The following is a 6,152-nucleotide window of genomic DNA, read 5'->3' on the forward strand; positions in this document are numbered from 1 at the left end:
GTCTTCCACCTCTTCTCGCACCAGATCGAGGTCCGCCACCGGTGTGACCTCGAGGAGATCCTCTCCGCTCTCCGCGCCATCGCCATGGAAGGGCACCCCCTGAACGGATCCCTGCGCGGCGCGGCCATCCCCGAGGCGACGAAGACCCCGCTCCTCGTCTTCTTTGCGGCCGCCGCCCTTCTGTGCGCAGGCGCGGTCCTGTCCCTCCCGTCACCTCCCTCCCCGTGGGCGGAACGTCTCTTCCTCGCCGCGATTCTCGCCGGGGGCGCCCGGGTCGCCCTGCGGGGCGCAAGGGAGCTCCGGAACCGTTCTCTGGGAATGAACGCTCTCATGACGATCTCCATCGGAGGAGCGACCCTGATGGGGGAATGGGCCGAGGCCGGAGTCGTCGTCACCCTCTTCGCCCTGGCCAATTACCTCGAGGCGAAAAGTCTGGACCGCGCCCGGAGGGCGACCGCCGACCTGTTCACCCTCGCGCCGGAAACCGCCGTCGTGCGCGTGGGGGGCGTGGGGGGAGAGGAGCGAACCGTCGCCGCGGAGGAAGTCCGCAAGGGGGATATCCTCGTCATACGCCCCGGCCAGCGCGTACCGGTGGACGCCACGGTGTTCAAGGGGGTCTCCGACCTGAACGAGGCCGTGCTGACGGGAGAGTCCATTCCCGTGGAGAAGAGGGAGGGCGACCCGCTTTACGCGGGGACCGTGAACGGGCGGAGTCTCCTGCTCGCCGAAGCGCTGCGCCCCCTGTCGGAATCGACGATCGCGATGATCCTGCGCCGGGTGGAGGAGGCCCAGGCGAGGAAGGCCCCGATCCAGACGTTCATGGAGAAGTTCGCGGCGGTTTATACCCCCGCGGTCCTCGTTTCCGCCATCCTCGTCGGGGTCATCCCCCCCGCGCTCGGTTTGGGCACGGTGAGCACGTGGGCTTACCGGGCGCTCGTCCTGCTGGTCATCGCCTGCCCCTGCGCGATCGTCCTGGCCGCCCCGGTCGTCACGGTCACCGCCCTCACGCGGGCCACCCGGGACGGGATCCTCGTCAAGGGGGCGAATCACCTCGAGACGCTCGGGAAGGTCCGGGCGATCGCCTTCGACAAGACGGGCACCCTGACCCGCGGCAGGCTCCGCGTGACCCGGGTCGTGGCGGCCGGGGGGCTTACGGAGGACGACGTGGTGCGGATGGCGAGTGCGGTAGAGGCGGGCTCGGCGCACCCCGCCGCGGAGGCGGTCCGGCACGAGGCGCGCAGGAGAGGGATCGCACAGGCGGCCCGGGGCACGCTGGCGAGGACGTTCACGGCGCTCGAGGGCCGGGGGGTATCGGCGGAAGTGGAGGGAAGGCGAATCTTCGTCGGAAACCGCCGGCTGTTCGAGGAGATCGTTTCTCCTCCCGAGGCGCTCGGGACGACGGTTTTCCCCGAAGGGGACGGCGCGGCCCGCATGGTCATCCTCGTGGGGACTTCCGAGGGGATCGCGGGTGCCCTCGAATTCGAGGACGAGATGCGGGCCGAAGCCCCCGAGGTCGTCCGGTCGCTGCGTTCCCTGGGCGTGGAGCACGTGCTGATGCTCACGGGGGACCACGCCGATGTGGCGCGGGAGACGGCGCGTGCGGCGGGAATCGATGAAGTGCTCCCCGGCCTGCTGCCGGAAGGGAAGCTTGCGAAGGTGAGGGAGCTGGTCGCCTCTTACGGCGCGGTGGCCATGGTGGGGGACGGGGTCAACGACGCGCCGGCGCTCGCCCTTTCCTCCGTCGGCATCGCGATGGGGGCCGCCGGCTCCCCCGCGGCGATCGAGACGGCCGACGTCGCGCTGATGACCGAGGACCTGCGGAAGATCCCGGAAGCGATTGTTCTGGGCCGCCGGATGGTTTCGGTGGTCCGGCAGAATGTGGCCGCTTCGCTGTGGATCAAGGCCGCATTCCTGGTGGCGGCCACGGCGGGCTTCGCCACCCTCTGGATGGCCGTGGCGGCGGACATGGGGACGACGCTCCTCGTCATCTTCAACGGTCTGCGCCTGCTGCGCAAGAACGGGCGTGCTGGATAACCGGCGCATGAACCGAAAATCCCTTCCCCGAAACGTCGTCGCCCTCGGGCTGGTGAGTCTCCTTACCGACCTTTCCAGCGATATGATCTATCCTCTCCTCCCGGTTTTCCTCACGGTCACGCTCGGCGCGGGCCCCGCCGTCCTCGGGATCATCGAAGGGGTGGCGGAAACCACCGCCTCGCTCCTCAAGCTCTTCTCGGGCGCCTGGTCGGACCGGCTCGGGCGAAAGAAACCGCTGGTGCTCGCGGGGTACCTCCTCTCCTCCGTGGCAAGGCCCCTTGTGGGGTTCGCCTCCGCCTGGGGGCATGTGCTCGCGGTGCGATTCTCCGACCGGATCGGAAAGGGGATCCGCAGTTCCCCCCGGGACGCCCTCATCGCCGCCTCGGTCCCCGCGAGCGACCGGGGACGCGCGTTCGGTCTGCAGAGGGCGATGGACCACATGGGGGCCGTGATCGGACCCGGCATCGCCTTCCTTCTGTTGGCGGGGGCCGGCCTGTCCTACCGCTCCGTCTTTTTCCTCGCAGCAATCCCGGGGGCCGCTGCCGTCGCCGCCCTCCTGTTCCTGGTGCGGGATCCCGGGACGCCGGCCTCCCGGCACGCCGGAGGATTCCTGCACGACGGGTCCCTCCCCCGACCTTTCCGCCGCTACCTGCTGATCGTCTCCCTGTTCACCCTCGGGAACGCAAGCGACGCCTTCCTCATCCTTCGCGCGGTGGACGCGGGAGTGCCGGCCGCCTGGGTCCCGCTGCTCTGGGCGGCGTTCCACGTCATGAAGTCGTCCTTCTCCACCTACGCGGGGATCCTCTCCGACCGGTGGAGCAGGAGGCATCTGATCGTCGGGGGGTGGCTCGTGTACGCGTTGTGCTACGCGGCCTGGGGGGTGGTTACGGGACCGGCGTGGATGGTCGGGCTCTTCCTCGTCTATGGGCTCTATTCGGCGGCCACCGAGGGCGCAGAGCGGGCATTCGTAGCCGACTTCGTTCCTCCGGAGCGGCGGGGGACCGCTTTCGGGTGGTTCCACCTGGCCGTCGGGGTTTCCGCCTTGCCGGCGAGCGTCCTGTTCGGGGTCCTGTGGACGAAGTACGGGGCGCAGACGGCTTTCGGGGTGAGCGCGGGGCTCGCGGTCGCGGCCTCCGGCCTGCTGCTCTTCCTTAGTCCCCCCAGCGCACCTGCGGGGGACGCCCCGGGGATTCGATGACCCGAAGCACGAACGGACGGCGGCGGCCCGGGACTTCGCCGAACCGCAGATCGGAGAACGTGAGGATCCGGGAGAAGCCCTCCTGCGAGGTCTGCACTACCGGGAACCGGGCGAACCACAGGTAGGTGCGCACTTCCGGGACATGGTCGACCGACCCGACCTCGGCCACGTCCTGTCCCCGGATGACGCGCTGCTTCCATGCCAACGAACCCGTGAAGGGGTTCACTTCGGCGCGCAGGAAAGTTTTCCCGTCGTCGATGAAGCCGTTCCATGTGAAGGGGCCCGCCGGGAAGGGGAACCGGCCGGGATGCTCGGGGATCGGAAGGGCCGGAAGACCCTCGAGTTCCTGCTTCGCCCACGCTTCCCCGACCAGTTGGATGCGGGCCAGGTCCTTGCCCAGGGAAATCTCTCCCAGCCGCGGGAGGGCCGCGGTGGAGACCACCGGAACGTCGTACCGCCTGGCCGCGCTCCGCACGGCGTCCTCGGCGCGGATATGGAGGACCGCGGCGATGCCCACGTACCCCGCGAGGACGGCCATCGCCAGGCGTGCACGAGCCGGCCGGCGGCGGGAGAGGGCAAGACCGGCGACGATGATCCCCGTGAAGATCAGGTCGATGACGAACAGGAGGTCGAAGGAGACCCTCGCGTCGGAAAACGGCTGGAAGATCTGGGTCCCGTACGAGTTCAGGAGGTCGAGGGATATGTGGAGGAGCTGCCCGAGCAGCACGAGCAGGTAGAGTTTCTTCCAGTCCTTCCACTTCCCGAACCGGTAGACGAGCAGGGCGACGAGGAGCGAGGTCAACGCCACGCCGGCGAACCCGTGGGAGATGCCCCGGTGGAGCCTGAGGTACAACTCGCTGCCCAGAAGCGTGGCCACGTGGTCGGCGTCGGGCAAAACCGAGCCGATGACCACCGCCGCGGTGGCTTCCTTCCGGCCGATATCCTTGGGAAGGGCCCGGGCCGTGAGCCAGCCCGCGAGCCCGTGGGTTACCGTATCCATGTTCGGGGGATTATATCATCCTGAGAGATCTTCCCCATAGGGTCAAATCATCTTCCCCGGGTCGAGGATCTTCCCGATCTCCTCCGGAGGGAGGACCTTCCTCTCCAGAAGGATCGCCCGGATCGTCTTTCCCGAGTGGTACGCCTCGTGGGCAAGCTCCGCGGCCTTGTCGTACCCGATCCGGACGGCCAGGGGCGTGACCATCGCCAGGCTCTGCTCGATCAGCTCCTCGCAACGCTTCCGGTTCGGGGTGATCCCCGAGACGCACCGGTCCGTCAGCAGGGCCGCCGCGGAGAAAAGAAGGCCGATCGATTCGAGCAGGTTGCGCGCCATCACCGGCAGCATGACGTTGAGCTCCAGGATCCCCAGCGAGCCTCCGAGGGTCACCACCACGTCGTTGCCGATCACCTGCGCCGACACCTGGATCGCCATCTCGAGGATGACGGGGTTCACCTTCCCCGGCATGATCGAGGAGCCCGGCTGAAGCGACGGCAGGTTGATCTCCCCGATCCCGCACCGGGGGCCGGAGGAAAGAAGCCTCAGGTCGTGGGAGATTTTCATGAGAGAGGCGGCAAGCCCCTTGAGCGCGCCGCTGGCTGCGACGAGGGGGTCCTGCGCCCCTATCGCCTCGAACCGGTTTTCCGCCGGGCGGAAAGGGATCCCGGTGGCGGCCGCGATCTCGGCGATCGCCCTCGCGCCGAACTCCGGGTGGGCGGAAAGGCCCGTCCCCACCGCGGTCCCCCCGAGCGGAAGTTCTTCGAGGTCCGCCAGGGCGGCCCGAATCCGCCGGATCCCGTGGTCGACCTGGGAGGCGTACGCGGAGAACTCCTGCCCAAGCGTGACGGGAACGGCGTCCTGCAGATGGGTCCGCCCGATCTTCAAGATGTCGGAGAATTCCCCCGCCTTCGCGGAGAGGGCGCCCCGCAGGGACGAGAGCGCTGGGAGAAGCCGCTCCGAAAGCTCGCGACGGGCGGCGATGCGGATCGCCGAGGGGATCACGTCGTTGCTGGACTGGCACCGGTTGACGTGGTCGTTGGGGTGGACGGGCGAATTGCCGCCCAGGGGCTTTCCGAGAAGCTCGTTCGCCCGGTTGGCGAGCACCTCGTTGACGTTCATGTTCGTCGAGGTCCCGGAGCCGGTCTGGAAGACGTCGAGGACGAACTGGTCGTCGAACTTCCCTTCCAGCACCTCCCGGGCCGCCCGCGAGATCGCCTCGGCCAGGGAAGGGTCGAGAAGCTTGAGCCCCGCATTGACCTCCGCGCCGAACCCCTTGATCATCGCCGCGGCGTAGACGACCGGCAGCGGCATCCGGACGCCGCTCACCGGGAAGTTCTCGAACGCCCGCTGCGTCTGCGCCCCGTAGTAGGCCTGCGCCGGGACCCGCACCGCGCCCATCGAGTCTTTTTCCGTACGGAAATCGGCCATCGCTTCCTCCTTCCTACCATTCGATTCGTGGCCGCCTTCGCCGGATTCCCCCGGAGCGCTCTCCCGGCGGAACGCCCAAACCGGGGACCCTGGCTCGCGGGGGATTCCCCTCCGCTACGCTCGCGACCTTGCACCCGCTCGCTGCCGGTTCCGCTCGACGCGAATTCTTCCTTCGGTGGGACACTCCTCAACGTACGACTCGATATAGGAATGTCCCCCCGCTGCGCGGAACCCTCCGCATCGCCTAGGGTCCCCGGTTGCCGGCGGAGCAGCCGAAGGACGGGGGGTCCGAGCGGAGCTTTCCGGGAGGAAGGTCAAGCGCAGACTCGCAGGTTCATCGCGAGTCGAGCGACGAAGCGAGCGACCCCCCTCCGAGGATGCGGAAGCCGGCGATGACGCTCCGCACCAAGGCGCGCAGATGTTGCGCCCGCCGCCCTTCCTGCTACTCCTCCTCGAAGCGAATCGGCTCGTACTGGCCTTTTTCGGGCGTGTACC

Annotated in this window: 4 protein-coding genes; 2 read left to right on the forward strand and 2 right to left on the reverse strand. The window is 68.5% G+C overall.

Going from position 1 to position 6,152, the window contains the following annotated elements:
* The coding region (locus VJ307_05780) for a cation-translocating P-type ATPase (protein HJX73648.1) at positions 1–2,034 on the forward strand (2,034 nt) is incomplete at its 5' end.
* Between the two features lie 7 nt (positions 2,035–2,041).
* Complete coding sequence (locus tag VJ307_05785; protein ID HJX73649.1) at positions 2,042–3,232, forward strand: MFS transporter; 1,191 nt, start codon at positions 2,042–2,044, stop codon at positions 3,230–3,232.
* Here the strand turns inward: VJ307_05785 and VJ307_05790 are convergent.
* Positions 3,186–4,232 carry a metal-dependent hydrolase gene (locus tag VJ307_05790; protein HJX73650.1) on the reverse strand — a complete coding sequence of 349 codons (1,047 nt, stop codon included), beginning with the start codon at positions 4,230–4,232 and terminating at the stop codon, positions 3,186–3,188. The genes VJ307_05785 and VJ307_05790 overlap by 47 nt on opposite strands.
* 42 nt (positions 4,233–4,274) lie before the next feature.
* Positions 4,275–5,657, reverse strand: coding sequence for a class II fumarate hydratase (locus VJ307_05795; GenBank protein HJX73651.1), 1,383 nt, complete (start codon positions 5,655–5,657; stop codon positions 4,275–4,277).
* Positions 5,658–6,152 lie beyond the last annotated feature (495 nt).

It is taken from the genome of Candidatus Deferrimicrobiaceae bacterium, assembly GCA_035256765.1.
In the GTDB taxonomy this organism is placed as follows: Bacteria; Desulfobacterota; Deferrimicrobia; order Deferrimicrobiales; family Deferrimicrobiaceae; genus CSP1-8.